Origin of the sequence: Mycolicibacterium brisbanense (genome assembly GCF_001570425.1) — a bacterium.
Taxonomy (GTDB): Bacteria; Actinomycetota; Actinomycetes; order Mycobacteriales; family Mycobacteriaceae; genus Mycobacterium; species Mycobacterium brisbanense.
This window is the reverse complement of the sequence record NZ_BCSX01000035.1, coordinates 62,701-86,480: the sequence shown is the minus strand read 5'-3', so window position 1 is coordinate 86,480 and position 23,780 is coordinate 62,701. Positions and strand designations below refer to the sequence as shown.

23 protein-coding genes are annotated in these 23,780 nt (G+C 67.4%); 10 read left to right on the top strand and 13 right to left on the bottom strand.

Annotated elements, in window-relative coordinates; genetic code table 11:
* Window positions 1-3 precede the first annotated feature (3 nt).
* From melA to RMCB_RS19285, 6 genes are read right to left on the bottom strand one after another with little or no spacing between them, the layout of a single operon-like run.
* Window positions 4-1,314, bottom strand: a complete 1,311-nt coding sequence (gene melA / locus RMCB_RS19310; protein WP_062830080.1) for an alpha-galactosidase — start codon at window positions 1,312-1,314, stop codon at window positions 4-6.
* Window positions 1,311-2,264 carry a DMT family transporter gene (locus RMCB_RS19305; protein WP_062830079.1) on the bottom strand — a complete coding sequence of 318 codons (954 nt, stop codon included), beginning with the start codon at window positions 2,262-2,264 and terminating at the stop codon, window positions 1,311-1,313. Before RMCB_RS19305 ends, melA begins: the two co-directional genes overlap by 4 nt.
* A gap of 21 nt (window positions 2,265-2,285) precedes the next feature.
* The gene (locus RMCB_RS19300; protein WP_062830078.1) at window positions 2,286-3,257 is read right to left on the bottom strand and encodes an N-acetylglucosamine kinase; all 972 of its coding nucleotides are present in this window, start codon (window positions 3,255-3,257) and stop codon (window positions 2,286-2,288) included.
* Window positions 3,258-3,263: 6 nt separating this feature from the next.
* Window positions 3,264-4,415: an SIS domain-containing protein gene (locus RMCB_RS19295; protein WP_062830077.1), complete on the bottom strand. Its 1,152-nt coding sequence runs from the start codon at window positions 4,413-4,415 to the stop codon at window positions 3,264-3,266.
* Complete coding sequence (locus tag RMCB_RS19290; protein WP_062830076.1) at window positions 4,412-5,746, bottom strand: D-tagatose-bisphosphate aldolase, class II, non-catalytic subunit; 1,335 nt, start codon at window positions 5,744-5,746, stop codon at window positions 4,412-4,414. Before RMCB_RS19290 ends, RMCB_RS19295 begins: the two co-directional genes overlap by 4 nt.
* Window positions 5,743-6,627, bottom strand: a complete 885-nt coding sequence (locus tag RMCB_RS19285) for a class II fructose-bisphosphate aldolase (RefSeq protein WP_062830075.1) — start codon at window positions 6,625-6,627, stop codon at window positions 5,743-5,745. The genes RMCB_RS19290 and RMCB_RS19285 overlap by 4 nt, the downstream gene beginning before the upstream one ends.
* A gap of 137 nt (window positions 6,628-6,764) precedes the next feature.
* Here RMCB_RS19285 and RMCB_RS19280 point away from each other — a divergent pair, with 137 nt between their 5' ends.
* On the top strand, window positions 6,765-7,553 hold the full coding sequence (locus RMCB_RS19280) for a DeoR/GlpR family DNA-binding transcription regulator (protein WP_062830074.1): 789 nt from the start codon (window positions 6,765-6,767) through the stop codon (window positions 7,551-7,553).
* A 13-nt stretch (window positions 7,554-7,566) separates the two neighbouring features.
* Here RMCB_RS19280 and pdxR read toward each other — a convergent pair whose 3' ends face one another.
* Complete coding sequence (gene pdxR / locus RMCB_RS19275) at window positions 7,567-8,979, bottom strand: MocR-like pyridoxine biosynthesis transcription factor PdxR (protein WP_062830073.1); 1,413 nt, start codon at window positions 8,977-8,979, stop codon at window positions 7,567-7,569.
* 57 nt (window positions 8,980-9,036) lie between these two features.
* Here pdxR and RMCB_RS19270 point away from each other — a divergent pair, with 57 nt between their 5' ends.
* Window positions 9,037-9,957, top strand: coding sequence for a DMT family transporter (locus tag RMCB_RS19270; protein WP_062830072.1), 921 nt, complete (start codon window positions 9,037-9,039; stop codon window positions 9,955-9,957).
* A 70-nt stretch (window positions 9,958-10,027) separates the two neighbouring features.
* Window positions 10,028-10,321, top strand: a complete 294-nt coding sequence (locus tag RMCB_RS19265) for a hypothetical protein (RefSeq protein WP_062830071.1) — start codon at window positions 10,028-10,030, stop codon at window positions 10,319-10,321.
* 58 nt (window positions 10,322-10,379) lie between these two features.
* Here the strand turns inward: RMCB_RS19265 and RMCB_RS19260 are convergent, their stop codons facing one another.
* The 4 genes from RMCB_RS19260 to RMCB_RS19245 form a co-directional block, all read right to left on the bottom strand.
* Complete coding sequence (locus RMCB_RS19260) at window positions 10,380-10,772, bottom strand: DUF5073 family protein (RefSeq protein ID WP_062830070.1); 393 nt, start codon at window positions 10,770-10,772, stop codon at window positions 10,380-10,382.
* On the bottom strand, window positions 10,772-11,560 hold the full coding sequence (locus RMCB_RS19255) for a heavy metal-binding domain-containing protein (RefSeq protein ID WP_062830269.1): 789 nt from the start codon (window positions 11,558-11,560) through the stop codon (window positions 10,772-10,774). Before RMCB_RS19255 ends, RMCB_RS19260 begins: the two co-directional genes overlap by 1 nt.
* Before the next feature lie 83 nt (window positions 11,561-11,643).
* Window positions 11,644-12,489: a formyltetrahydrofolate deformylase gene (purU, locus tag RMCB_RS19250; RefSeq protein ID WP_062830069.1), complete on the bottom strand. Its 846-nt coding sequence runs from the start codon at window positions 12,487-12,489 to the stop codon at window positions 11,644-11,646.
* Window positions 12,490-12,499: 10 nt separating this feature from the next.
* On the bottom strand, window positions 12,500-13,894 hold the full coding sequence (locus RMCB_RS19245) for an L-serine ammonia-lyase (protein ID WP_062830268.1): 1,395 nt from the start codon (window positions 13,892-13,894) through the stop codon (window positions 12,500-12,502).
* 147 nt (window positions 13,895-14,041) lie between these two features.
* Between RMCB_RS19245 and RMCB_RS19240 the strand changes: the two genes are divergently transcribed.
* From RMCB_RS19240 to RMCB_RS19210, 7 genes are all read left to right on the top strand, one after another.
* On the top strand, window positions 14,042-14,707 hold the full coding sequence (locus RMCB_RS19240; protein WP_029367629.1) for a GntR family transcriptional regulator: 666 nt from the start codon (window positions 14,042-14,044) through the stop codon (window positions 14,705-14,707).
* A 240-nt stretch (window positions 14,708-14,947) separates the two neighbouring features.
* Entirely contained in the window at window positions 14,948-16,261 is a 1,314-nt protein-coding gene (gene glyA / locus RMCB_RS19235) for a serine hydroxymethyltransferase (RefSeq protein WP_062830068.1), read from the top strand.
* The gene (locus RMCB_RS19230) at window positions 16,258-17,499 is read left to right on the top strand and encodes a sarcosine oxidase subunit beta family protein (RefSeq protein WP_062830067.1); all 1,242 of its coding nucleotides are present in this window, start codon (window positions 16,258-16,260) and stop codon (window positions 17,497-17,499) included. The genes glyA and RMCB_RS19230 overlap by 4 nt, the downstream gene beginning before the upstream one ends.
* A gap of 40 nt (window positions 17,500-17,539) precedes the next feature.
* The gene (locus RMCB_RS19225; protein WP_029367626.1) at window positions 17,540-17,815 is read left to right on the top strand and encodes a sarcosine oxidase subunit delta; all 276 of its coding nucleotides are present in this window, start codon (window positions 17,540-17,542) and stop codon (window positions 17,813-17,815) included.
* A complete protein-coding gene (locus tag RMCB_RS19220) occupies window positions 17,815-20,670 on the top strand; it encodes a 2Fe-2S iron-sulfur cluster-binding protein (RefSeq protein WP_062830066.1) in 2,856 nt (951 codons plus the stop codon). Before RMCB_RS19225 ends, RMCB_RS19220 begins: the two co-directional genes overlap by 1 nt.
* On the top strand, window positions 20,663-21,256 hold the full coding sequence (locus RMCB_RS19215) for a sarcosine oxidase subunit gamma (protein WP_062830065.1): 594 nt from the start codon (window positions 20,663-20,665) through the stop codon (window positions 21,254-21,256). The genes RMCB_RS19220 and RMCB_RS19215 overlap by 8 nt, the downstream gene beginning before the upstream one ends.
* A 193-nt stretch (window positions 21,257-21,449) precedes the next feature.
* The gene (locus tag RMCB_RS19210; protein ID WP_062830064.1) at window positions 21,450-21,692 is read left to right on the top strand and encodes a hypothetical protein; all 243 of its coding nucleotides are present in this window, start codon (window positions 21,450-21,452) and stop codon (window positions 21,690-21,692) included.
* Window positions 21,693-21,701: 9 nt separating this feature from the next.
* Here RMCB_RS19210 and RMCB_RS19205 read toward each other — a convergent pair whose 3' ends face one another.
* Window positions 21,702-22,631: an alpha/beta fold hydrolase gene (locus RMCB_RS19205; protein WP_062830063.1), complete on the bottom strand. Its 930-nt coding sequence runs from the start codon at window positions 22,629-22,631 to the stop codon at window positions 21,702-21,704.
* Between the two features lie 4 nt (window positions 22,632-22,635).
* Window positions 22,636-23,778 carry a hypothetical protein gene (locus tag RMCB_RS19200; protein WP_062830062.1) on the bottom strand — a complete coding sequence of 381 codons (1,143 nt, stop codon included), beginning with the start codon at window positions 23,776-23,778 and terminating at the stop codon, window positions 22,636-22,638.
* Between the last annotated feature and the right edge of the window lie 2 nt (window positions 23,779-23,780).

Below are 23,780 nucleotides of genomic sequence, written 5' to 3'. Positions count from 1 at the left end.
TTCTCACGGCGCCAACGTCGAGCGCAGCGGCGCGGGCAGGAGGTCACCATGTGCGGTGGTCAGCTCGTTGCACAGCTCCCATATCTGGTCGACGGTAAGCGTGGCAGCGGTGTTGGGATCGACCATCGCCGCCGCTCGCACCAGGCGGGGATCGCCATTGACCGCGGCACGCACCGTCAAGTCCACGGGACCGAGGAAGTTCCGGTTGAGCGCGGCACATTGCGGCGGCAGCTCACCCACCTTCATCGGATGGGCCCCCAGCGCGTCGAGTACGGTCGGAACTTCGACGGCAACGCCGTCCGGCAGATTGGTGATCAGCCCGTGGTTGACCACGTTGGCCGAGATGACGCGCCTCGTCCCGGTTTCCAACGAATGGATCACCTGCGGTGCGTACTCGGTGGAGCCGGTATCGATCGGGAGCGTCTTCGTGTCCGCCAATTGGTCTCTGACCCGGGCATATTCGGCCAGATTCGCCTCGCTGATGGACACGTACTCGCCCACGTTGATCCGCAGCCGGTCGACCTCGTCGGGATGGCGCGTGTACCACGGCACGTACTCGCTGGAATGCTCGCTGGTCTCCGTGGGGTAGTAACCCAGGCGCCGGTACATGTCCACTCGCACCCGCCGCCGCAGTTCGGGATCGGCGGTAATGCGCTCGTCCAACAAGGGATACAGGTCCTGCCCGCCACGTTCCCACCGCAACACCCACGCCTGGTGGTTCACGCCCGCCGACCAGTAGGACACCTCGTCATACGGCACGTCGATGAGTTCACACAGGCCGACCATCGTCCAGTACACCGAATGGCACAGGCCGAGCACCTTCAGCCGCGGTGCGACGTGATGCAGGAAGCTGACGTTCATCGCCATCGGGTTGGTGTAGTTGAGCAGCCAGGCGTCCGGGCACATCTGCTCCATGTCCCGGGCGATGCCCGCGAGCACCGGAAAAGTCCTCAGGCCGCGGAAGATTCCGCCGATACCGATCGTGTCGCCGATGGTTTGGTTCAGCCCGTAACGAGCCGGAATCTCGAAGTCGCGCAGCGTCGCCTCGTGCATGCCGACCTGAATCACGTTGATGACGTAGTCCGCGCCGTCGAGCGCGCGGCGCCGATCGGTCGTGGCGATCACCTCCGGGCTGGCGCCCGCCGCACGTGCGGTCGCGTGCGCAATCGCCTCGGCTGTTTCCAGCCGCTCGGAATCGATGTCGTGCAACACGATTCGAGTGGATTCCAGTTCCGGGAAGGACAGAATGTCACCGAGAAGTTCGCGGGTGAACTCGACGCTACCCGCGCCGATGACGACCACTGTGGGCTTCACGTAAGGCTCCTTGTGTGTGTGCTTCCGGATACGGCGGTCGCCGTGGGCGTTTCACCGCGTTTCTCGTCGCTGTAGACCATCAGCGTCGAGCCGAGCAGGGCCAGCACGATGCCGGCGGCTCCGTAGGGGGTGGGCAGGGCGTGATAGGCGACCAGTGAGACCACGATGGTCAGCGCAGGCGCCAGCGCGTTGGTCGTCGGTGCGACGATGCTGGCCTTGCCGCGGTGCAGCGCCATCACCAGAAACAGCGCGCCGACCGCGTTGAGCAACTGCGTTCCCGCTGTCAGAACCGGTGCCTGCCAGGGATATCCGGTCGGGATACCACTCATCGACAGCACCGCGACAGGAATCAGAAGGATCGCGCTGATGGCCATCCAGCCGAACGTGGTGGCTTCGTTGACGCCCACTGTCGCGGTCTTTCGCATGAAGTACGCCTGGACTCCCCAGGCCACACAGATCAGGATGGCTAGCGGCAGCCATGGGCCGGACGAGCCCGTGGAGTCGGCACTGGTGATGCTGAACAGCACGATGGCCGCCAGTGCCGCGACGAGGCCGACAACCGCCAGGGCCCTGATCCGCTCGCGTAGCAGGACCATTGCCATGACCACGGTGATGGCAGGTGAGATGGAGACGATCGGGAAGATCAGGTACGCCGGGCCCATGGTGAGCGCCTGGAACAACAGCAATTGTCCGCCGGCGCCGGTGAGCCCGATGAGAAGGCCGTAAACCGCGGCGCGTGGCCGCCGGTCGAAGCGCTGGCGCCGCAACGCAAACGCGGCCGGAATGATCATGGTCAGCGCCCAGATGCTGTAGATCATCTCGTCGGGGTAGCCGTACTTCGTGGCGGGTAGAGCAGACCAGGCGCCCCAGACCCCCCAGAACAGGATCAGCAGCGTCGCGTAGAAGATCCAGCCGCGGCGGCGGCCGGTGGTGATTGTCGCATCGGTCATGTCACGGTCACCTTGTTCGAATCACGCGTGGGTTGAGGTGAGTTGGCGCAGCGCAGCAGAACTGAGCGGATGGCCACTGCGCTTGGCCGCGTAGAGCGCGGCGCCGAGTACGGGGTCGAGCAGCGGGCGTTGCAGGTCGTACTTGGCGGGCCGCTCTCCGAGCGCGGCGACGAACAGATCCCGAAAGCCGTCGTCGGAGAACATGCCGCCGGAGTACGAGACGGGGACCGGTTCTTGTTCGGTGAACCCGATGAGCGCCGCAGTGGTTTCGACCAACGTGACCAACTCGGACACGGCGGCAGACAGGATCTGCCGGGCCGCAGCGTCACCTGCGCGTGCCGCCTGGCACACGGTAGTCGCCAGGGCTGCAATGGAACTGCGGTTGCCCGCCCACTTCTCGATGACCAGGCTCACCACGTCGAGATCCGCGCCGAGCTGCAGCCGCTCTTTCAGAAGCTGGTGAAGCGGACCGGGCGCGAGCCTGCCGTCACTCATTCGGCTGAAGGCGTTGAGCCCTTGCGTGGCAACCCAATAGGCGGAACCTTCGTCGCCGAACAGTTCGCCCCAGCCGCCGACCCGGCGTCCGACACCGCGCCGTTCGCCGTACGTCATCGAACCCGTACCGCTGATCACGTTGATACCGTCCGCGCCGGCCAGAGATCCGGCCCAGCCGCACACCATATCGTTGTCACAGTCGTAGCGATCGTGGCCGAGTACCACCGCGGGGACAGCATCGATGCGGTCGAGATCGCTGCTCGACTCACCGTACCCGGGGATACCGAAGAACGCGGCGTCGATGTCGGCGGTGTTGATGCCCGCTTGCCCGCAGATATCCGTGACACCTTGTACCAGAACACGTTCCACGACATCGAACCCGTCGTTGAAGTAGTACGAGGTCGGTGCCGCGGCCCGGGCCACGACGCGCCCCATGTCGTCGATGAGGGCAAACGCAGTCTTCGAACCCCCGCCGTCAACTCCGAGAAAAAGGGCCATCGTCGATCACCGCGCTTCCGGGTCAGTGGAGGGCATCGGATGGATCGTGACGCCCCGCACGACGCGGCTGACCTCGCCGGATGGGAACGGATTGTCCGGTGTCTTGTTGTATTCCAGCGCGCTGAACAGCGCGAGGTACTGGGCGAACACCAGATAGGGCAAGGCTACCTGCGCGTCGTCCAGATGCTGGAGCCCCGGCAGCACGATCGCTGCCCCCAACGCCGCGGGGATGGGTTCGCAGCTGAGCACTCTGACTGCGTCTGGACCAAGCTGGGCGCGCAGTTCGGCGACGATGTCCAGGTCGTAACGGCGGGTGTAGGGATCGGTCGAGACGTACACCACCGCCAGTGTGCGACCGTCGAGCACCGACTTGGGTCCGTGCCGAAATCCCAAGGGGGAATCGAAATAGGTGACGACCTCGCCGGCGGTGAGTTCGAGGAGCTTCAATGCCGACTCCTGCGCCAACCCTGTCAACGGCCCGCAGCCGAGATAGACGATGCGCTGCCACTTGCTCTGCGCCAAAGCCCGGATGTCGGGCTGCAGAGTGACGACGTGTTCGGCAGCGCCCGCCAGGGCCTCGACGTCACTGCGGCGCGCCGGTCCCAGCGTCAGCAAGCATGACAGCAGCATCGACGTCAGGCTGGACGTCATCGCAAAGCCGGTGTCATTGGTGCGCTCCGGCAGGTATACGACGCGGGAATCGGCGCGGCCGCGGTGCGCGCGACCCAACTCCCCCGCACGGTCGCATGTGTAGATCAAATGCCAGACGTCGCCGACGAGTTCGTCGGCCAGCGCTGTGGTGGCGAGGCTTTCCGGGCTGTTTCCCGACCTGCCGAACGAGACCATCAGCGTCGGTGTGTCCCGCTCGAGGTGGTCTCGCGGACTGGCCACGATGTCTGTCGTCGCGATGGCCTCGACGCGCCTGCCGAGATGCCGCCGCAGCGCCGGGGCCGCGATCTGACCGGCGAACGCCGAGCTACCGGCCCCGGTGAGGATGACCCGCAGGTCGGGCCGCGAGACGATGCTGCGGAGGAATTCGGCGAGATCGTCATCGGTTTCGGCGCCAACCTCGCGCCAGGCGTCCGGTTGCTGGCCGATCTCGAGAATGGTTGCGCCACCGTCTTCTTGAGCGGGGACTTGAACTTGCGAGCTGGTCATCGGCGTTCTCCTGAGATCAAGGGTTGTGCAGTACGGCAGGCGTCGGCGTAGGGGCGCAACGCGTCACGTATTCGATCGATCACCAACGCCTGCGCGGTCGTGTCCAGTTCGCCCGTGCGGATCCGTTCGTACTGGGTCGGCAGGAACTGGCTGATCAGCGGCATGGGGATGCCGTTGCGATCGAGGTTCGCCAGAAGTGTCCGGCGGGCGGTGTCCACCTCGTCGTCCGCCCAGTAGTAGCGGAGTCGGTCGCTGTAGCTGTACCGGCGAGCGGTGCGCTGAGTGGCCGGGTCGCCTTCGTAGTAGGTCTGCCAGTGCCCGGGGTCGGCGAGCATCCTGCGTTCGACCACGTCGATGAGGTTCGACCGGTCCGGCTGTGCGACAAGCTCGTCTTCGATGTGGGCGAGCGCGAAGAGCGCCTCGCGCATGGCAAAAGTGAGCGCAGGTCCGACTTTGAGGATGGCCCAATGGTCCTCCACCAGCTCTCGCAGCTGGGCCGGACGCTGATAATCGGTGGAATGCGCCTCGAAGACCAGATGATCTTCAGCGTCGAGGACATGCCGAAGTTCCGCGGTCGCGTCGCGGTCGTAGTCGATGACGTTCAGGTGATCGAATTCGACGCCGGGCTGTACCACCAAGGCGACGATGCGCGGCCAGACATCCTCGAGTGCCGCCTCGGCCAACGCAGCTTTGTGCGCAGCGATGGTGCGCAGGGCCCGTTCGGCCGGTGTCGGGGTGAGCCGGCTCAGGGTTTCGTGGGCTCCGCCGGGCACCGGCACTTCGGTGCCGATGACGTACACCGGGCCGTCGAGGCCCGCGCGTTGCGCACTGTCTTCGGCGATCCGCAGCAATCGCGCGGTGCGGCTCGCCACCACCGCATCGGAAAGCACAGCCGGGTCGTCCGCGCAGGACATGCTGCAGTCCAGGTGGATCTTGCGGTATCCGGCGCTGACGTACCCGGCGATCAGGACATCCGCGTTCGCCATTGCGGCGCCGGCATTTTGATGCTGCCACCGATTGGGCCCGAGGTGGTCTCCACCAAGTACGACGCGGTCGCGCGGAAACCCGTACTCATCGGCAACACCGAGGACCAGATCGCGGAATTCCGCCGGACGCATACCGGTGTAGCCACCGAACTGGTCGACCTGGTTCGACGTCGCTTCGATGAGCACGTAGCTGCCGTCGGCCATGGCCTGTGTGAGAGCAGCCGCCACGACCGTGGGATGCGCCGAACACACGGAGTAGACGCCGACGGGCTCACCGCTCTTGTGCGCTCGGATCATCTCAGCGATTCGTTTGTCGGGCAACGTGTTCGATTGAGTGCTGGTCATCGCTTCTGCTCTCCTGCGGTCACGGGCTGCCGCGACGGCCCGAGAGAACGGCACAGTTCCGCGACGGTGTCCCCGATCGCCTGGCGGCCGGCCTTCACGTATCCGCGGGGGTCGGTGACCGCAGCGTCGGTGGCGAGCACGTCCCGTACCGCGCCGGTGAAGGCAACATTGAGCGCGGTTCCGATGTTGATCTTCCGGATGCCTGCTTGCACGGCCTGCCGGAGCTGGCCGTCGGGAACTCCGGAAGATCCGTGCAGGACAAGGGGAATCGGCACGCGCGTTGCCAACTCATGGATCAGCGCAAGGTCGAGCCGTGCGTCGCGGACCGTCATCGCATGCGTGCTGCCCACGGCCACCGCAAGGCCGTCGACGCCGGTCTGTTCGGCGAACAACACCGCCTCGTCCGGGTCCGTCCGGGCGCCCGACGTATGCGCGTCGGCTTTGCCTCCGATCTCGCCCAGCTCAGCTTCCACCCACAACCCTGCCCGGTGCCCGGCATCGGCGAAGGACCGGGTCCTCTCGACGTTGTCCTGATACGGCAATTGGGCGGCGTCGACCATGATCGATGTGACGCCGAGTGCATCGGCTGCCGCGATCGCGTCGCCGAGCAGTGCGGGATCCCGAAAGTGGTCGAGGTGCAGAGAGATTGGGACGACACTGCCCTCGGCGATCCGCGCACAGGCCGACGCCACCGGCGCGAGCCGACCGCCGTGGAAGCGCACGGTGTTCTCGCTGATCTGCATGACGACGGCGGCGCCCGCATGTTCGGCTCCGGCAGCGATTCCTTCAGCGTGCTCGATGGTGATGACGTTGAACGCCAGGACGGCTGAGCGTTCGGCGGTCGCCGATGCGATGAGGTCGGAGGTGGCGGTCAGGGTCACGAGGCGACCCGCAGTGGGGGGAGGGTGCTGTCGAACATTCGTCGATCATGAAAAGCTCGCTCAAAGCGCGCAATAGCAATCCACGAAACGATCAGTAAAACTGATTGTCTCGACCATCAGCCCAGGGAGACACAGCAATGTCGATCAAACGCACTGACCGAATGCGCGAAGTGCTCTCGCTGCTCCGAGAGCGTGGCGAAGTAGCGTCGCACGTGCTCTGTGCCGAACTGCGGGTGTCTGCCGCGACGCTCCGCCGCGACCTCGCCGAGCTTGAGGGGCAAGGACTTCTGGTGCGCACCCATGGCGGTGCCCGCGCACTCGACCCGAGTGGCAGCGAAATCCCGGTTCGGCTTCGCGACCACCGGATGGTCGCCATCAAGCGCCGGATCGCTCAGCATGCCGCCGCGCTCGTGCCTGCGGGCCAACAATCGGTGGCGTTGACCGGCGGCGTCACCACGGGCGAGGTCGCCCGGGCGTTGAAGGGACGCCCGCAGATGACTGTGGTCACCAACTCGCTGACGATCGCTGCCGACTGCGCTGTGGATGCGCACATGAAGGTGATCATGACGGGCGGCCTGGTGAGAGCGAATTCCCTTGAGGCTGTTGGCCCTATGTCCGAACACGCGTTTCAGGTCATCACCGTCGGCACCGCCGTTCTCGGTGCCGACGGGATGTCGGCCGAGGTCGGTGCGACGACCTTCGACGAGGCTGAGGCCCGCACCGCCATCGCGATGGCGGCCAATGCTCAGCGCGTCGTGGTAGCCGTCGACGGATCGAAGATCGGCAAGGTCACGCTCGCGAAGATGGTGGCGCTCAACCAGATCGACCATCTGGTGACCGATTCCACGGCCGCTGCCGAACAGCTTGATCTCATCGCGTCTGCAGGTGTGGACGTTCACGTCGTGGACGTCGGCGACAGCCTTTGACAATCAAGCTCTTTCAGGGTCGGCCGACAACGCGCACGATGGTCTCCCCTGCCGCGCGCAACCGGTCGGGAGTGTGTGAGGCGTAGCCGAGCACGAGCCCGGGCGGACCGGGCAGCCGCCGATGCCAGGACAGCGGGTGCACCAGAACACCGGCTGCCCGCAACTCGTCGGCCAGTGCCACGTCATCGGCACCGGCGGGCAGCATGACCAACAGGTGCAGACCCGCCGCCACCCCGGTGATGGTTGCCGAGGGCAGCGCGCCCGACAGGCTCTGCAGCAGGGCGTCGCGCCTGGCTCGGTGCCTGGCCCGGACCAGCCGGACATGCCGGTCGTACTCGCCGGATTCGAGCAGCCGCGCCAACACCAGCTGCGGCACCGTGGGGCTACCCAGGTCGGTGGCGTGTTTGGCATCCACCAGCTCGGCGAAGCGGCTGCGGGGCGGCACCAGCCAACCCAGCCGCAGTGCGGGGGCAAGGCTCTTCGAGGTGCTGCCGGTGTAGGCGATGCGGTCCGGCGCTGACGGGTGCAGCGCCGGGACGGGCGCGCGGTCGTAGCGGTACTCGGCGTCGTAGTCGTCCTCGACGATCAATTCGGCCTCCCACGACAGCAGTTCGCGCCGCCGGGCCGGGGCCAGCACCACCCCCGTCGGGAACTGGTGCGCCGGCGTCAGGAATGCCGCCGCGGCACCGGACGCGGCGAGCGCATCCACGTGGATGCCGTCGTCGTCGACCGGGACCGGAACCGCTCGCAGGCCCCAGTATTCGAATTCTTCGACGGCACCGCGCGACCCGGGATCCTCGACCGCGATCGCCTCGGTTCCCTCGCGGCGCAGCTGCTGGGCAAGCAGGGACATGGACTGGGCCACCCCGGCGACGATGAGGATGTCGTCGGGTTCCACCCGCAGGCCGCGAGTGCGTCCCAACCAGGGAGCCAGCGCGGCACGCAGCCGCGGATGGCCGCGCGGGTCTCCGTAGCCGAGGTCCTCGGGAGCCGTCTCGGCGAGCGCGACCCGTTCGGCGTGCAGCCACATGCTGCGCGGGAACGCCGAGAGATCGGGCACGCCGGGCGAGAGGTCGATGCCCTCGGCGAGGGTCAGGCGCGGGCGCGGGAGTCGGTGCGTGTCGAAGGGTGCCGCGGAGCGCGGAGATGTACTCACCGGCCGGGCGAGTACCACGGTTCCGCCGCCGGAGCGGCCGCTGACCAGGCCTTCGTCGGTGATCCGGCGGTACGCCTCGACCACCACTCCACGCGAGATGCCGAGTTCGCCCGCCAGCACGCGGGTGGCGGGCAATCGGGTGCCGGGAGCGAGCCGGCCGTCGCGGATCGCGGCGCGGAACGCATCGGTGAGCCACGCCGTGATGCCGCGACTCGGCGCGGTCGACGGGTCGAGCTGGAGAAAATCCGCCCCGAAGGAAACTTGGTCCACTAGATACGCCAATGCTTGGTGCTGTTTGTTGGACCATGATCCAACCATCATGAGCTCATGTCCAGCACTACGACCCGCGCAGCACTCTGCGGTGCCCTGGGTATGACCTTCGTCGGCGGCAGTGTCGCAGCGTCGGGGGTGCTCGCCGGCGCTCCGCTGCTCACCGCTCAGGCACTCCGCTACGCGTGCGCGTGCGCCCTCCTGCTGGGCTGGGTGCGGCTGACCGGCCGCAGCGTGCGGCGCCCGCGCGGCAGCGAATGGCTCTGGCTCGCGGGCATCGCGGCGAGTGGACTGGTGCTGTTCAACATCGCACTCGTGCATGGCTCGCAGCACGCCGAACCCGCCGTGCTGGCGGTTGCCGTCGCCTGTGTACCGGTGGCGCTGGCGACGATCGGCCCGGTTCTGGAAGGCCGACGCCCCACCACGCGTCTACTGGCGGCTGCGCTGGTGGTCAGCGCGGGGGCGGCCATCGTCGAAGGGCTCGGTGACGCGGACGCCACGGGCCTGCTGTGGGCGCTCGTCGTCTTCGCGTGCGAGGCGGGCTTCACGCTGCTCGCCGTGCCGGTCCTCGGTTCACACGGTCCGGCCGGCGTGTCGGTGCACACCACCTGGATGGCCGCAGCCATGTTCGGCATACTCGGGCTGAGTAGCGAAGGTTGGCGTGCGGCAACCACATTCGCTGCCCGTGAACTCATGGCCATCGGCTACCTGGCGGTCGGCGTGACCGCGCTGGCGTTCATCCTCTGGTACACGTGCGTGGGCCAGTTGGGCGCAGCGCGGGCCGGCCTGCTCACCGGGGTGGCCCCGGTTGCCGCAGCGGTGATCGGCATCCCCGTCGCCGGATCCTTGCCCGCGATCCCCGTGTGGGCCGGCGTCGCGCTGATCGCATGCGGGCTGGCCGCGGGCCTCGGTGCCACGCCTCGGGCTCATCGCGAAGCGTCATGCGATGCGCGCGCGGCCGCCTCGGTCGAGGTTTAGCGCTTCCGCGAGCGGGTTAGCCAATGAGTCGGTCCAATTTCATCCCGACTCAGATTGGAGTTGCACCACCATGACATTCACCAAACTGTTCGCAAGTGCCCTGGTTGCCGGTGGTATGGCGGCAGCGGGCGCGGCAGGGCTCAGCGCCGCCACGGCGAGCGCCGCACCGCCGGTCCCGGCCGCACAAGGCATGCCGATGATTCCCATGGCTCCTCCCGCCGGCCCCAACCCCGGCCCGCCGCCCGCGTGGGCACCGCCGGCACCGGCCGCGCCGGCCTGGGGCATGGGCAACCCGCAGGTGTGGGACCGCGGCTGGCAGCACTGGGGCGTGTGGATGAACGGCGTGTTCATCCCGACCTACTGATCGGCCGCTATCGCGTAGATTGCCGCCACCGCAGCGCCGCTGCGGTGGCGGCTCGCGTTCACGGGGCAGGCCACGCGCCGGTGCTGCCGGGTTGCAGAACCTCCAGTGCCGCATCGATGTTCGGCACAATGCTCTCGCCGTACCCGCCGACCAGCTGTCCCAGGGCGCGGGCGATGTGCGGGCCGACCGTCGCGGCCGCCAGTATCTCCTCGGCGATCACGATGCCGTTGACGATATGGGCGGTGCGCAGCCGCCCGTCGCGATCCAATTCGTAACGCCAGTCGGCGATCTGGATGCGTTCGGGCGCCGAGCGGAACATGCCGCGCTGCGCCGGGGTGTGAACGACGCCGGGCACGCCGGCGAACACGGCGACGACGAGCCCTACCCCGCCCGGCCCATCGAGGGCGGCCGCGACCGTGCGGCTGACCCGCCCGGGGTCGAACGCGCTCACTAGCCGCTCATCGGCAGGACGAACGACGGCTCGATGGCTTCGCCGGATCCGGTCTGGCGCACCGCGGTGCCTGCGGCATAGAACTCGAGCGTGTGATACCCCCAGCAGTAGTTGTCCACCGCGGTGTACACCCCGACCACCCCTTTCGCACCGTCACGTTCGGCTTCGGCCTGCATACGCGACATCGCCAGTTCCCGGGCCTGGTAGTTGCCGTGGGTCCACTGTGGCATCTCGACGTTCTGCCCGATCTGGCGCATGGTCTGCAGAAAGCCCTGGGCCGCTACGTGGAAGACACAGTTGCCCATGACGAACGCGACCGGCGCCCACCCGGCCCGCAGCAGCGTGATCAGATCCTGGCCGGAGAGATGACTGCTGAAGGCTTGGCCGTTGGCACGGCGGTACGCACCCGGCTGCGCGGCGTAGCGCACCGCGGTCCCGACCGCGATGAACTCAAGGTGCTCCCCCGATTCACCGTGTGCGCGCCAATACAGCTCGACGCCGACCACACCGTCGGCGCCGACGTTGTCGGCCTCAGCTTGCATGCGCGCCATGGCATTCCAGCGAGCGCGGTAGGTCGCCTCGGTGAGCACGGTCAGCTCCATCTGCTGCCGCAGCCCGCTGAACTGGAAGCCCACGTGGTAGACCGAAACACCCATCACGAGGTCGATGGGTTCGAATCCGGCCCCGTGCAGCAGGACGAATTCGTTGACCGTCAGATCGGAGGTGAAGATGCGGTCGGCGTGCGACAGCCGCTCACCGGCGACGGGGTCGAGAGGGTTGGGTTGCATGCCCCAATCGTCGTGCGCCACCGCGCCGCGCGCATGCGGATTGCCCTGGCCGGCATCGACGTACAGCTAACTCACAGAAGAAGTCAACGGAAGACGACGGTGCTGTGCCCGTTGAGCAGGACCCGGCTTTGGCAGTGCCAGCGCACCGCCCGGGCCAGCGCCAGCGCCTCGGCGTCGCGCCCGACGGTTGCCAGGGCGCGCTCGTCGTAGGTGTGGTCGATGCGGATCACCTCCTGCTCGATGATCGGCCCTTCGTCGAGTTCGGGAGTCACGTAATGCGCGGTGGCGCCGACCAGCTTGACGCCACGCTGGAATGCCTGCTGGTACGGGCGTGCACCTTTGAAACCGGGCAGGAACGAATGGTGGATGTTGATGGCCCGCCCGTAGAGCGCGGTGCACGCCTCATCGGAGAGCACCTGCATGTACCGGGCCAGCACCACCAGGTCGATGTCGAGATCGTCGACGAGTTTGAGCAGTTGGGCCTCGGCCTGCGGCTTGTTCTCCGCCGTCACGGGAATGCGGTAGAACGGCAGCCCCGCCGCCTCGGCCATGGACCGCAGGTCGTCGTGGTTGGACACCACGGCCGCCAGCTCACCGTCGAGAGTGCCTGAGCGCCAACGGAACACCAGGTCGTTGAGGCAGTGCCCCTGCTTGGACACCATGACGAGCACCCGGGGTACCCGGTCGCCGCGGATTGTGAACGACATGCCGAATTCTTCTGCTGTGGCGGCGAACTCGTCGATCAGCTGGCCCTCGGTGCTGTCCCCGTCGACCTGGAAGGCCGTTCGCAGGTAGAGCTGGCCGCGCCCGGCGTCGTCGAACTGCTGGTGCTCGACGATGTCGCCCTTGTGCTGGAACAGGAATCGGGTGATGGCGTGGACGATGCCGGGCCGCTGCGGGCAGGTCAGGGTCAGGGTGAAGCTGTTCACTGCTTGCCTCTCAGCACTCGACCACGTTGAGCGGCAGCTCGACGACGTTGAGCGCCAAGCCGCCGCGAGCGGTCTCCTTGTACTTGACGCTCATGTCGGCGCCGGTTTCCCGCATGGTCTTGATCGCCTTGTCCAGCGACACGTGATGTGTGCCGTCACCGTGCAGGGCCATGCGGGCGGCGCTGATCGCCTTGATCGAGCCGACGGCGTTGCGCTCGATGCACGGGATCTGCACCAGGCCACCGACCGGGTCGCAGGTGAGGCCCAGATTGTGTTCGATGCCGATCTCGGCGGCGTTCTCGACCTGCGCGGGCGTGGCGCCCAACACTTCGGCAAGCCCGGCTGCGGCCATCGAGCAGGCGGAGCCGACCTCGCCCTGACAGCCCACCTCGGCGCCGGATATGGAGGCATTTTCCTTGAACAGCAAGCCGATTGCGCCTGCGGTCAAAAGGAACCGCACCACGCCGTCCTCGCTGAAGCTGTCGATGAACTGGCGGTAGTAGTGCAGGACCGCTGGGATGATGCCGGCCGCGCCGTTGGTCGGTGCGGTGACGACGCGACCGCCCGCGGCGTTCTCCTCGTTGACCGCCAGCGCGTACATGGTCACCCACTCCATCGCCCGCAGCGCGTCGTGCTCGTCGCTGCCGTTCTCCAGCCGCTCGCGCAGTTCTGCGGCGCGGCGGCGGACCTTGAGTCCGCCGGGCAGCACGCCGGTGACGTGGGTTCCGCGGTCGACGCACTGCTGCATGACGTCCCAGATGTGCAGCAGTCCCGCTCTGATCTCGGCTTCGCTGCGCCACACCTTCTCGTTGGCCATCATGAGATCGCTGATGCTCATGCCGGTTTCGGCGGTGAGCCGGAGCATCTCGGCTCCGCTGCTGAACGGGTACGGCACCGGGGTGGGATCCACGACGAGGACCCGGGTGCCGGTTTCATCCTCGTCGAGAACGAAACCGCCACCGACGGAGTAGTACTCGCGGCGTTCCAGTTGATTGCCCGCCGCGTCGAATGCCTGGAACACCATGCCGTTGCTGTGGAAGTCGAGGCGTTCGCGGCGGTGCAACACGATGTCCTGGTCGACGTCGAACCGGATCGGGCGGGTGCCCGCGAGCCGCAGCTGCCCCTCGGCGCGGATGGCGTCGACGCGCGGATCGGCCGCGACCGGGTCGACCAGTTGCGGCTGTTCGCCCTCAAGGCCCAGGACGACGGCCTTGACACTGCCGTGGCCGTGGCCGGTGGCGCCGAGCGAACCGTACAGGTCGCAGCGCACGGCGGCGGTGTCCGCGATGAGGCCCTCGGCCGCGAGCCGCGACACAAAAAGGTATGCGGCCTTCATGGGCCCGACCGTGTGGGAGCTGGACGGGCCGATGCCCACCTTGAACAGCTCGAAAACGCTGACAGTCACGCCGTTGACCTTTGTGTTCGGTGACGACCCCTGGAAGCTCACACGCCACTTGCGGTTGGATACTCGATTAATATATCAACTGCGTTTTAATCTGCATAGGTGCGTTCGCACGCAATAACTGTTGGATATCACTGCTAAGATCGGGCCGTGGCGATCATCCCCATCGGCTCAGAAACTGCACCGGCCTCCTTGGCCGATCGTGCGTACCTGGCGCTGCGGGACCAGCTGACCACGCTGCAGATCCGGCCCGGCGAGCCCATCGACGACATTCGGGTGGCCAGCGAACTCGATGTCGGCCGCACGCCGGTGCGCGAGGCACTCAAGCGCCTCGAAGACGATCGTCTCGTCATCTCCTACCCCCGCCGCGGGACATTCGCCACGGGCGTGGAGATCACGGATCTGGCGTATATCAACGAGATTCGCCTACAGCTCGAACCCCTGGCCGCCCGGCGCGCGGCCGAGCGTGCCAGCGCCGCGCAGCGCGACGAGTTGCAGCAGCTGCTGGACGCGTACAAGACGATCGACGATCTGCCCACCGATCCCACCGAATTGATGCGGCTGGACATCACCATCCACCGCAGCATCTACCGGGCCGCGGGCAACCCGCACCTGGAAGACGTGCTGGTCCGCTACCACAACCTGGTCACCCGCATCTTCTGCCTTTTCCTCGAGCGGCTCACCGACGTCGCCGAGCACATCAACGAGCATTCGGCCATCCTGTCGGCCATCATCAGCGGTGACGGCGACGCCGCCGCCGAACTCACACTGCAGCACGTGACAGGCTTCGAGGTCGGAGTGCGCGCCGTCATCTGACGTCGCCACCGGACCATCACGAGTTCGTCCGTTTCGGACGCCTCTGCACCCCTTTTCACCCGTCGGGTTTCTGCCAATGCCCTGCCGCAGCAAGCCGTTCTCTCCCCACTGTGGCTGGTTCTGGGCAGCGTCGGCAAACCCGCGTCGACCAAACCCCACAGACCCCTTGACCTGGCTCGAACGCGGCCGCTAAGGTGATCGCCAACTGATATATCAATCGTCTGGACCAGAGGAGTCAGTATGGGTGTTCAAACAGAGGCCGCGCACGGCACGGTCTTGGGCCAGTCCCTCGCCGACGCCGACCCGGAGGTCTACGCCGCCGTCACCGACGAGCAGCGCCGCCAGGAGAACACCCTGGAGATGATCGCCAGCGAGAACTTCGCACCGCTGTCGGTGATGGAGGCGCAGGGCAGCGTGCTGACCAACAAGTACGCCGAGGGTTACCCCGGCCGGCGCTACTACGGCGGCTGCGAACACGTCGATGTTGTCGAGCAGCTGGCCATCGACCGCATCAAGGCCCTGTTCGGCGCCGAGTACGCCAACGTCCAGCCCCACTCGGGCGCACAGGCCAACGCGGCCGCCATGGCCGCCCTGCTGCAGCCCGGCGACACCATCCTCGGCCTGGCCCTGGCCCACGGCGGTCACCTGACCCACGGCATGCACCTGAACTTCTCCGGCAAGCTGTACAACGTCGCCGCCTACCACGTGCGCGAAGATGACCATCGCGTCGACATGGCCCAGGTGGCGGAGCTGGCCCGCGAGCACCGCCCGAAGGTGATCATCGCCGGATGGTCGGCCTACCCGCGGCAGCTGGACTTCGCGGAGTTCCGCCGGATCGCCGACGAGGTGGGTGCCTACCTCATGGTCGACATGGCGCACTTCGCCGGTCTCGTCGCCGCCGGGCTCCACCCGTCGCCCGTGCCGCATGCGCACGTCGTCACCTCGACAACCCACAAGACTCTCGGCGGGCCCCGCGGCGGCATCATCCTGACCAACGATGCGGCGCTGGCCAAGAAGTTCAACTCGTCGGTGTTCCCCGGCCAGCAGGGCGGCCCGCTGGAGCACGTCATCGCCGCCAAGGCCGTGTCGTTCAAGCTGGCAGGCGAGCCCGCGTTCCGTGAGCGCCAGCAGCGCACCCTCGAAGGCGCGAAGATCCTGGCCGACCGTCTGCTGCAAGAGGATTCACGCAAGGCCGGCATCAACGTGGTTTCCGGTGGCACCGACGTGCACCTGGTTCTGGTCGATCTGCGGGAATCCGAGCTCGACGGCAAGCAGGCCGAGGACCGGCTGCACCGCGTCGGAATCACGGTGAACCGCAACGCCGTTCCGTTCGACCCCCGGCCGCCCATGGTCAGCTCGGGCGTGCGGATCGGCACCCCCGCGCTGGCTACGCGTGGATTCGACCTCGACGCGTTCCGTGAGGTCGCCGACATCATCAGCCTCGCCCTGCGCCCCGACACCGACGATGCCGGCCTGGCCGCTCTGCGCGACCGCGTCGACGTTCTGGCCGCCCGCTTCCCGCTCTACCCCTCCCTGACGAAGGTCGCACAGTGACAACAGCTTCCACGACCCCGCCCGGCGCCCACCTGCCGGAGCACCCTGATTTCCTCTGGCGCACCCCCGAGCCCAAGAAGTCCTACGACGTCGTCATCGTCGGCGGCGGTGGACACGGCCTGTCCACCGCCCACTACCTGGCGAAGAACCACGGCATCACCAATGTCGCAGTGCTGGAGCGCGGTTGGCTGGCCGGCGGCAACATGGCCCGCAACACCACGCTGATCCGGTCGAACTACCTGTGGGACGAGAGCGCCCGCATCTACGAGCACGCCCTGAAGCTGTGGGAAGGGCTCGAAGACGACCTCGACTACCCGATCCTGTTCAGCCAGCGCGGCGTGCTCAACCTCGCCCACAGCCTGCAGGACGTCCGCGACAGCGTGCGGCGTGTGGAAGCCAACAAGCTCAACGGGATCGACGCCGAGTGGGTGGATCCCAAGCAGGTCAAAGAGCTGTGCCCGATCGTCAACATCTCCGACGACATCCGCTACCCGGTGCTCGGCGCGACGTATCAGCCGCGGGCCGGCATCGCCAAACACGATTACGTGGCATGGGGATTCGCGCGCCGCGCCGACGAAGCCGGCATCGACATCGTCCAGAACTGCGAAGTGACCGGGTTCTCCACCGACGGCGACCGGGTCACCGGCGTGCGCACCACCCGTGGTGACATCGCGGCCGGCCAGGTCCTCCTGTGCGCGGCCGGGCACACGTCGACGCTGACCGACATGCTCGGCATCCGCACGCCGCTGCAGAGCCATCCGCTGCAGGCGCTCGTCTCCGAGCTCCTCGAGCCGGTGCATCCGACGATCGTCATGTCGAATGCCGTGCACGTCTACGTATCTCAGGCGCACAAGGGTGAGCTGGTCATGGGCGCAGGTGTCGACTCGTACAACGGGTACGGCCAGCGTGGTGCGTTCCACATCATCGAACGCCAGATGGCCGCCGCGGTCGAGTTGTTCCCGGTCTTCGCCAGGGCGCATCTGCTGCGCACCTGGGCGGGCATCGTCGACGTCTGCCCGGACGCATCGCCCATCGTGGGCCGCGCCGGCTACGAGAACCTCTACCTCAACGCGGGTTGGGGCACAGGAGGTTTCAAGGTGACCCCCGGCATCGGCTGGTGCCTGGCGGACACGATCGCCAACGGCCGCGAGCACGAGTATGTCGCCCCGTTCAGCCTCGACCGATTCATCACCGGCGCGCTGGTCGATGAGCACGGCGCCGCCGGCGTTGCCCATTAGCCGGCTCGCCGGCGCTGCCCACTAGATCTCAGGAGTCACCATGCAACTCATCGAATGCCCGTGGTGCGGGCCGCGCGAGGAGACCGAATTCCATTACGGCGGTCAGGCACACGTCGCCTACCCCGAAGATCCTCAGGCTCTCACCGACGAGGAGTGGGGCCACTACGTGTTCTTCCGTAACAATCCCAAGGGATTGTTCGCCGAGCGCTGGACCCACAGCGCAGGCTGCCGGCGCTGGTTCAACGCGCTGCGCGACACCGCCACCTACAGATTCCACCGCGTGTACCGCCTGGACGAGCAGAGGCCGACAATCTGATGAACGCATCTTTGCGCACCACCGACGGTGGCCGTATCGACCGGAACACCGTGCACACCTTCACTTTCAACGATCGTGAACTGACCGGGCACGCCGGCGACACGCTCGCCTCCGCTCTGCTGGCCAACGGCGTGCACCAGGTGGCCACCAGCATCAAGCTGGGCCGGCCCCGCGGCTTCACCTCGGCGTGGGCCGAGGACACCGGTGGTCTGGTGCAGATCGAACACCCCTTCCCCGAGCCGATGCTGCTCGCGACCACCGTCGAACTGTTCGACGGCCTCGTCGCCCGCGGTCTGCCCGGTCAAGGCCGGTTGGCCGAAACCGCCGACCCGGCGCGGTACGACGCCACCCATGTGCACACCGACGTGCTGGTCGCCGGTGCCGGGCCTGCCGGCCTTGCCGCCGCGCTGACCGCGGCGCGCGCCGGCGCCCGGGTGGTGCTGCTCGACGAGCAGAGCGAAGCCGGTGGCGCACTGCTGGGCAGCACCGACACCATCGACGGCAAGCCCGCCCTGGATTGGGTCGCCGACGCCACCGCCGAGCTGGCCGGCTACCCCGAGGTGCTGCACCTGCAGCGCACCACCGCGTTCGGGCACTACGACGACGGCTTCGTGCTCGCGGTGCAGCGCCGCACCGACCACCTGGGTGCCGCGGCACCCGCGGAGATCAGCCGTCAGCGGGTCTGGCGCATCCGCGCACGCCAGGTCATCGTCGCCGCCGGTGCACACGAGCGTCCGGTGGTCTTCACCGACAACGACCGGCCCGGCATCATGCTGGCCGGCGGTGCGCGAACCTTCCTGAACCGCTACGGCGTCAAGGTCGGCGAGCAGGCCGTGGTGTTCACCACCAACGACAGTGCGTATCTCGCGGCGTTCGAGTTGCACGACGCCGGCGTGGCGATCAGCGCCATCGTCGACGCGCGCGCCGACGTGTCAGCGCGGCTGCGCGACGAGTGCGCTGCCCGCGGCATCGACCTGCAGACCGACTCCGTGGTGCGCGGAACCCGCGGCGAAAACCGCGTGAGCCATGCACTCGTCGCCCGGTCCGGCAGCACCGACACCACTGCGGTGGCCTGTGACGTGCTGCTCGTCAGCGGCGGCTGGAACCCTGCGGTGCACCTGTTCAGCCAGGCCCGCGGCGTCCTGCGCTACGACGAGGCGCTCGGCGCGTTCGTACCCGGCGAGCCGCTGGCCGGCGTGCACGTCGTCGGCTCCGCCAACGGTGTGTTCAACCTGCCCGGCTGCCTGCGCAGCGGACGCGAGGCAGCGGCCGCGGCACTCGACGCGCTCGGCGTCGCCACCGCCGCCGAACCGTTTGCGGGCGAAGCTGATTCGACTTTGGACAGCGACGCGGGCATGGTGCTGTGGCAGGTTGCCGATCCGGAGGGCACGGCCAGCCAGTTCGTCGATGTCCAGCGCGACGCCACCGTGGCGGACATCGAGCGCGCGGTTGGCGCGGGCATGCGGTCGATGGAGCACATCAAGCGCTACACCACCATCGGCACCGCACACGATCAGGGCAAGACGTCCGGCGTGGTGGCCTCCGGCATCACCTCCGAACTGCTCGGTGTCCCGGTCGCCGACCTGGGTGTCACCACGTTCCGCGCGCCCTACACTCCGGTGGCGTTCGCCGCGCTCGCGGGCCGCAACCGGGGCCACATGTTCGACCCGGAACGCGTTACCGCCGTGCATGATTGGCATGTCGCCCGCGGAGCGGTGTTCGAGGACGTGGGCCAGTGGAAGCGGCCGCGCTACTACCCGGTGAACGGCGAGAGCATGGAGACCGCGGTGCTGCGTGAGTGCGCGGCCACCCGCGGCGGCGTGGGAATCCTGGACGGCTCCACCCTCGGCAAGATCGACGTGCAGGGCCGCGACGCAGGCGCATTCCTCGACATGCTCTACACGAACATGATGAGCACGCTCAAGGTCGGCATGCTCCGCTACGGCGTGATGTGCGGTGTGGACGGCATGGTGATCGACGACGGCACCGTGATGCGGTTGGCGGACGACCGATTCCAGGTGTTCACCACCACCGGCGGCGCGGCCCACATCCTGGAGTGGATGGAGGAATGGCTGCAGACCGAGTGGCCGCACCTGAAGGTGCGGATGACGTCGGTCACCGAGCAGTGGCACACCTTCCCGGTCGTCGGCCCCAAGTCCCGCGACGTGATCGGCGCCGTCTTCGGCGATGTGGACGTCAGCAACGAGGCGTTCCCGTTCATGGCCTGGCGCGACACCAGCCTTGACGGCGTGCACGTCCGGATCGGGCGGGTGAGCTTCTCCGGTGAGCTGGCCTACGAGGTCAACGTCACCGGCTGGCACGCGACTGCGGTGTGGGAGCGTCTGATCGCCGCGGGTGAGCCGTACGGGATCACGCCGTACGGAACCGAGACCATGCACGTGCTGCGTGCCGAGAAGGGCTACCCGATCATCGGGCAGGACACCGACGGCACCGTGACACCACAGGATCTCGGCATGAACTGGGTCGTGTCGAAGAAGAAGCCGGACTTCATCGGCAAGCGGTCGTTCACCCGAGCGGAGAACCTCAACCCGCTGCGCAAGCAGTTCGTCGGGCTGCTGCCCGTCGACGCACAGACCGTGCTTCCCGAGGGCGCCCAGATCATCGAGACCTGCGCCGACGGCGTCCTTCCCCCGCCGCCGGTGCCGATGCTCGGCCAGGTCACGTCCAGCTACCGCAGCGCCGAGCTGGGCCGGCCGTTCGCCCTGGCCCTGGTCAAGGGCGGGCACGCCCGCATCGGAGAAACCCTGCACGTTCCCGTGGACGGCAGGCTGGTGTCCGTCGAGGTCACCAGCAGCGTCCTGGTCGATCCCGAAGGAGCACGCCGCGATGGCTGACACCCTGTACCGCCAAAGCCCGCTGCAGGACTGGCAATCTCGGTTCGCCGAGCTGCCGCCCTCGGCACGGCTCGAAGAGGAGCCTTTTGTCACCATGGTCGATCTGTGGGTCGACCCCGACGGGGCAGGAGCCGCCGCTGCGGCCGGGGTCCTCGGTGTCGATGCGCTGCCCACCACGCCGTCGACGGCGGTGGACGGCGCGGACACCACGGTGATCTGGTTCGGGCCCGATGAATGGCTCGTCACCTCCACCGGCCGGGCCGGCGAGGATCTCGAAGCACAGCTGCGGGACGCGGTCGCCGAGCACGACGGCGCGGCCGTCGATGTCTCGGCGCAGCGCACAACGCTGCGGCTGCGCGGCGAACACGCCCGCGACGTCCTGGCCAAGGGCTGCTCACTGGATCTGCATCCCTCGGCCTTCGCGCCGGGCGCCGCCGCGCAGACCATGCTCGGGCTTGCCGCTGTCGTCCTGATTCCCTTGGCCGACAACGGCACCGACTACCGCATCCTGGTGCGGTCGTCGTTCGCCCGCTATCTCGCCGAGTGGCTCGTCGACGCTGCCGGGGAGTACGCGATCACGTGGTAGCCGGTTTCCGCACACCGGGGTCACCGGTGACCCCGGTGTGCGGCACGGCCGATGTCCCACGTGGATCGAACTCCGGGTCTTGACCGCCCCCGCCGTCTGCCGTACCGTTTAAAACGAACTTGATATATCAGATGGCGATCAATAGTTGGCCTTGGGGTCACGACACTTGAACTCAGCAGACGGGAGACCTGAGATGCATCTCGATTGGTATGACCGACGCATCGTGAGCTTCGTGTTGGACTCCGACCTGCTCTCACAGCCGAACGAAAGCACGCGCGTGCAGTTCGGGATGGACGCCCGCAGGATCATGAAGCGATTCGACGCGGTGCTCGATGTGTCCATGTCGCAACAGCTGCCCCTCGACGCTGCGGATATGGACCTGGTGAACCGGGCGCGGCAGTACCGGGCGATCGCTCGCCCGACCTGCACCGTCTGACGCCTGCTGTCAGGACGACGCGTCCGCCTCATCCCAGAATCGGCGAGCACGCTGCGCGATCTCGTCCGGATACTCGCCGTTGATGGCGTGTGACGCCTGCGCCCACACCTCGACCTGCCCGTGCGGCAGCAGGTGGCGCGCCCGGGCCGCCGCCCGATCAGGATTGTGCATGACACTGCGGCCTGCGATCAACGCCAACACGGGAGCCGCCAGCGAGCGCAACTGGGCATCAGTGAACAGTGTGGGCATGGGCGTGCGCAGCGCGAAATCTCTTGATCCGGCGGAGATCAGCTCAGTTTCGGCGGCCGCTTCGATGTCGGCGCCCCCGGATATCCAACTGAGCACCCGGCGGCGCAGCGTCTCGGGCATCCCGGGTGCATACATGAGCACCGCGGCCAGCATCGTCTTGACAGGTATCCGGGCGAAGGTGAACACCGGATCAAGCAACGTCAACGAGGCGATCCGATCCGGTTGGTGCACTGCGCAATTCGTCGCGGTCCAGCCGCCGATCGACACCCCGAGCAGGTGCGCGCGGGATAGGCCGAGGCCCGCCAGCGCGTCGTCGAGCCAGCGCGCCTGGTCGCCCGGAGTCCGGAGCTCCTTGCGCTGCACCGATAATCCGGCCTCGCCGAGCAGGTCGATGCCGTAGATCGTGCGATGCGCCCGCAGCGACGTCAGGTTGGTCCGGTACATCGGCGTCGCGGCGTTGCGCCCCGGCAACAGGACAACCGGCGTGCCGTCGTCCGGACCGGCGAACCGGTATGCCCGCACCGTACCGAATGTGGTTGAGACATCCGATATCTCGCAGTCGGGCAGCTTGGCCATTCCGGCGCGGTAGGCACGCAGATAGTCATCGAACGCCGCGTCATCGATGAACCCGCCGAGGCCGCCACGGGCCCAGCGTGCCGTGAAGTTGACCTCCGGTACTGCCAGATCCATACCTTCAGCGTAGGTCGACGTTGGTCCCGTCGGCGGTCCAGCCTTCGGCGGGGCGCAGTGTACAGGTCTCGGGAATCGAACCGCGCCGGTAGAAATCGGTGAACAGTGCTGCCGCCTCGTCGGCATCGAAAACCTCTGTCGCACCGACCATCTGAGTACTGGTGGGCAGCTCGATCGGCTGGTCCAGCGCGGAGCCATCAGAGCCTGCGCGACCGATGACGTAGCGCACCGACTCGACCCCCCATTGCTGCCCGCCCGGTTTGCGGATCTCGACGGTGATGCGATCCGGTCCGGACCCCGCGGCCTGCAGGTAGGTGTCATCGTCGCCGATCGGCGTGAGAATCAGCGCGAAGTCGTCGCGGCCGTTGAACTTGCGCAGGCGACGATCGAATGAGCCGCCGCGCTCACGCCCTGCCGCGAGCGTGACGGTCACCGGTCCACTCGTACCGGACACCAACGTCAATCGGTGGGTGGGCTTGACCATTTCCCAGTACTCGGCCTGCACCTCGGCCGGTTTGCAGAACACCGACAGCAGTTCGAACACAGTGCCGCGCGGTCCCGACATGGGGCCGTGTTCACCTCGGGCGAGCTCGGCGTCGGCCAGCGCGCCCGCCGCGTCCCGGTCCCCCACCGCGATCAGGGTGACGATCTCGCGCAGCCGGTTGCGCGGCCAGCCCGCCTGCTCGGCGGGCATCGCCTGCAGGGCCTTCAGATATGCGTCCACGTCGGGATGTGCGGCGACGAATTCGGTGGTGAGGCGGTCGAATTCGTCGAACATGGTCGTCACCGCGGCATCGGGTTGAGCCGGGTCGGGCACGTCGACAAACCCCGATCCGACTTCCAGCCCGTCAACGGTGAACCAGCCGCTGACCCGCAGGTTCAACCGCTTGCGAGGCCCACCGAGATCCTCGTCGGGCATGAACGCTTCCCACAGGATCTCATCGAGCACCCGCGGTTTGATGGCCACCGTCCATCGCCAGCGCGGTACCGCCTCACCTTTGGTCGCCCACCGGCCTGCGGAGAAAACGCTCAGGTACACCGAGTCGGCCCGATAACCACACCCCGCGACGAATCGCAGACCACGCGCCTTGCACTCGTCCTTGATCCGCTGGTCCCAGAGCTTGTGGAGTTCCTTGGCGGTGGGCACGC

Excerpts from the sequence above, each read along its gene's own strand:
- RMCB_RS19305 (WP_062830079.1), bottom strand. The coding sequence starts at position 2,264 with ATGACCGATGCGACAATCACCACCGGCCGCCGCCGCGGCTGGATCTTC.
- RMCB_RS19300 (WP_062830078.1), bottom strand. The coding sequence starts at position 3,257 with ATGGCCCTTTTTCTCGGAGTTGACGGCGGGGGTTCGAAGACTGCGTTT.
- RMCB_RS19295 (WP_062830077.1), bottom strand. The coding sequence starts at position 4,415 with ATGACCAGCTCGCAAGTTCAAGTCCCCGCTCAAGAAGACGGTGGCGCA.
- RMCB_RS19290 (WP_062830076.1), bottom strand. The coding sequence starts at position 5,746 with ATGACCAGCACTCAATCGAACACGTTGCCCGACAAACGAATCGCTGAG.
- RMCB_RS19280 (WP_062830074.1), top strand. The coding sequence starts at position 6,765 with ATGTCGATCAAACGCACTGACCGAATGCGCGAAGTGCTCTCGCTGCTC.
- RMCB_RS19270 (WP_062830072.1), top strand. The coding sequence starts at position 9,037 with ATGTCCAGCACTACGACCCGCGCAGCACTCTGCGGTGCCCTGGGTATG.
- RMCB_RS19265 (WP_062830071.1), top strand. The coding sequence starts at position 10,028 with ATGACATTCACCAAACTGTTCGCAAGTGCCCTGGTTGCCGGTGGTATG.
- RMCB_RS19255 (WP_062830269.1), bottom strand. The coding sequence starts at position 11,560 with ATGCAACCCAACCCTCTCGACCCCGTCGCCGGTGAGCGGCTGTCGCAC.
- glyA (WP_062830068.1), top strand. The coding sequence starts at position 14,948 with ATGGGTGTTCAAACAGAGGCCGCGCACGGCACGGTCTTGGGCCAGTCC.
- RMCB_RS19225 (WP_029367626.1), top strand. The coding sequence starts at position 17,540 with ATGCAACTCATCGAATGCCCGTGGTGCGGGCCGCGCGAGGAGACCGAA.
- RMCB_RS19220 (WP_062830066.1), top strand. The coding sequence starts at position 17,815 with ATGAACGCATCTTTGCGCACCACCGACGGTGGCCGTATCGACCGGAAC.
- RMCB_RS19215 (WP_062830065.1), top strand. The coding sequence starts at position 20,663 with ATGGCTGACACCCTGTACCGCCAAAGCCCGCTGCAGGACTGGCAATCT.
- RMCB_RS19210 (WP_062830064.1), top strand. The coding sequence starts at position 21,450 with ATGCATCTCGATTGGTATGACCGACGCATCGTGAGCTTCGTGTTGGAC.
- RMCB_RS19205 (WP_062830063.1), bottom strand. The coding sequence starts at position 22,631 with ATGGATCTGGCAGTACCGGAGGTCAACTTCACGGCACGCTGGGCCCGT.